At 41.0% G+C, this 3,179-nt stretch carries 3 protein-coding genes; 2 read left to right on the top strand and 1 reads right to left on the bottom strand.

Annotation, left to right across the window (positions count from 1 at the left end):
• The first annotated feature begins 306 nt into the window (after nt 1-306).
• Nucleotides 307-1,005 carry a DUF4386 domain-containing protein gene (locus AC4GME_RS09045; RefSeq protein ID WP_490378198.1) on the top strand — a complete coding sequence of 233 codons (699 nt, stop codon included), beginning with the start codon at nt 307-309 and terminating at the stop codon, nt 1,003-1,005.
• Between the two features lie 536 nt (nt 1,006-1,541).
• Complete coding sequence (locus AC4GME_RS09040; RefSeq protein WP_490379262.1) at nt 1,542-1,730, top strand: hypothetical protein; 189 nt, start codon at nt 1,542-1,544, stop codon at nt 1,728-1,730.
• Nucleotides 1,731-2,210: 480 nt separating this feature from the next.
• On the opposite strand, the gene AC4GME_RS09035 is transcribed toward AC4GME_RS09040, so the two are convergent.
• Nucleotides 2,211-3,179, bottom strand: a 969-nt coding sequence (locus AC4GME_RS09035) for an IS110 family RNA-guided transposase (protein ID WP_490379261.1), incomplete at its 5' end; no start/stop codon positions are given.

The following is a 3,179-nucleotide window of genomic DNA, read 5'->3' as shown; positions in this document are numbered from 1 at the left end:
CTCGCCAATTTACTTAAAATCGATAGACTCGACAAATTGTCATCAATTTTCAATACGGTTCAATCAGACAACAAGTTTCTAAAACCAGGAGATATTGTTGTGGTAGAAGGTGGCCCATTTGGAAGTATTAGGACAGAGATAATCAAATAGTATTACATTTTGGGTTAGTTCATTAATGATAAACTACCGCCTATAAAAATAGGCTAATAAACAATTACAGCCGACCTCGTTCCTCGGTTGCTGAATTTGACGTTAGAGTGCGCCAACGGCCTGTCGGGGATTGCCCTAATCGGACTCGGGGGCTTCGTGAAAGAGGTAATTGTGATGACACACCGTTCCACCGCCCTCATTGTGGGCGTCCTCTTCATCATGGCGACAGTATCGTTCTCACTGTCTGTCATAATCCTTGAGCCGGTACTCAGTGTTTCCGATTTCCTAGCGCAGGCATCCATCAACCGAACGCGGGTCGCAGCAGGAATTCTCCTCGAACTCATCAATCACATTGCAGTCGTCGGAATCGCGGTGGTGCTCTACCCCGTATTGAAACCGTTCAGTCAACGTCTGGCACTGGGCTATGTTGTGGCCAGATCCATTGAGGCAGTGCTTTTCGCCATAGCTACCAAGCACTTGCTGACGCTCGTGTTTCTGGGTCACAAGTTCATCGCCACAGATTCTCCCTCAACTTCTCACTTTCATACCCTAGCCGAAATACTGCTTGCCGGGCATGATTGGGGCAGTGCTCCTCTCGCCTTTGCAACATTCAGCCTAGGTTCTTTAATACTGAACTATGCGTTGTATTGGACAAGGCTAGTGCCTAGATGGCTGTCCTTGTGGGGGCTTCTCGCAGCTGTCTCGATCTTAGCTGCGCGCATGATGATGCTATTCGGCCTTGAACTCTCACCGACTATGGTGACCATTATGGATGCTCCGATCTTCCTGCAGGAAATGGTCTTCGCTGCTTGGTTGATTTTTAGAGGCTTTGACCGTAAAGCGTTAACAGGCTGATCTAAAGGGCTCAGGTCTGCGTTCGAGTATGTGGTCTCGTCTTGCCTTTTCCTTTCCAAATTCACTCTCACTTGCAAGTTGCTTGGGGGGGTAGCGCCTTAGCTTTCTATCTCGGTTTGGGGCACAAAGTGCCTTAGTTTTTGTTATCTAATATCAATTTACTCAGCAGATATTGACTTATATGCACTGTCTTTTGCGCGGTGTAATATAATGCAACATTAACTTTTAGTTGGTTCTAGTATGATGTTTCCTTTAATATAATGAGTTAAATAATATAAGTTGTGAATGCCTTTGGGCTTTGAATGTCGTAGATAAAAGGTTTGGGTATCCCTCTTTTTCACTTCTATTTTTCACTTTTTATAGTGATTTCCACGTTAAAAATCATCATTGAGCTTACTTAAAGATTAGTCGGGTGATTTGTTTCTGCCGCAGAGCGGCTTCGTTCAACAAGCAATTTAATAGGCATAACGGTTTTCATCGTTTGTGGCGTTAGGCTAGAAAAGTACATTAATCTATTAACGAAGAGGATAGAAAACATGAAAAACTATGATTTTAAAAAAATATGGTTACCGATAGTTGGTGTATTGTTGATGTGGCTAGGGGGAGCCATGACCGAAGCCGGAGCGGCAGACTTTATGGTTATGGGTGGTCTAATTGCTATAGTTGTATTTATTTATGATTTTTTTAGTGGTGTTTTTAGTAGTGTTTGGGGGAATAAAAAGTAATAAGGTAGATTTTTCATATGAAAAGGTAAAAATAGCAAGCGATCTATGCATCGTGTTATTGTTGTATTAAATGAATTGGTTTGTCGTTTTAAGTTAAAACCAATATAAGAAAAGGTTGGCTACGTTTCGCTTCGCTACACAGTTTAGCCAATAATTACTCACCGCTTAAGGCTGCGTTAATACAGTCTCTTTCAAAATTGATTTCTAAGTCGTATATGGACTCCACCTGTTTTACAACTATAAATTGACATAAACATATAAGATGCGTTCGTATATACGGCTTTTTATTGAGAGAGCTACCCTCTAGCCTAAGATGTTTGCGCACCTATTATCCTTTTCGGTTTGACAGTCTTTAATGACTTTCGACTTAGACAGGTTTTAATAGGTTGGTCTTACCGTTTATGCTGCATCATTGTCGTAAAAATGGGTAAAGCTGTTCATTATATTTTTGATACTCTGGATTAAATTATTTAGGTTTATCTATTCCGTTACTAATAATTGCTGCTGATATTTAGTTTCATACCTTAACATTGCCCAAGCAGTTCTGACCGTTTTATTCGCCAAAGCGATACAGGTTCGTTTCACACCAATTCGCTCTCTTAATTGAATCAACCAGGCTTGTTTTACGGTTTTAGGCTCATCTGGTAATACTGATATATAAGACAAAGCACCTTGATATAACGCGCATCTCAACTCCTTAACACCACCATTTCTAATGATGCCGGTCATAATCGTTTTACCACCTGAGCTATGTTGTTTCGGTGTCACACCGACAAAAGCTGCGGCTTGTCGGCCACTTTGAAATTGTTTACCGTCACCAATGGTCGAATAAAGCATGCCCGAACACACTTCTGCGACGCCTTCTAGCGCCATAAGATATTTAGCTGGTTTTAATTGTCTAACTAATGCATTTTTTGCTTTTCCCAACGTAGTAAATTCATCTTTTAAATTGAGATATTGTTCCCACAGCCGATGCAAAGTAGCAATTAAGCATGCAGGAATTAGGGTAGGCTCATCCAGTGTCTTTTGTACTGCTGTTCTCAGCCCTAGCATGCCTCGAGCACTTGTTATCCCGTATTCATATAACATTGCGCGAATATGGTTACCTAATGAAGTGATGTTTCTTGAAAGATAAAGGCGACTAGTTTCTAAAGTTTGAAGAGACTGTTGTTCTTCGTTTTTAGGCTTACTGAATTTTAACCCAATCTGTAATGATGCATTTACAACAGCTAAGGCATCATTAGCATCGGTTTTATGGCCTTCGAGAAAGGCTTTTACTTTTTTAGCGCTGATAATACGAACATCATGACCAAATTGCTCAGCATACCTCCCCCAGTAATGGCTGCTTCCACAGCCTTCAATAGCAACGACAGCTGGTTTTGCTTTAGCCAGTATCTCTTTTAGTTTTTGTCGATTCACGGCTTTATTACTAATTAATTCACCATGTTT

The organism is Psychromonas sp., assembly GCF_983033635.1.
This window is presented reverse-complemented; position numbering and strand designations above follow the sequence as displayed.

Excerpts from the sequence above, each read along its gene's own strand:
- AC4GME_RS09040 (WP_490379262.1), top strand. The coding sequence starts at position 1,542 with ATGAAAAACTATGATTTTAAAAAAATATGGTTACCGATAGTTGGTGTA.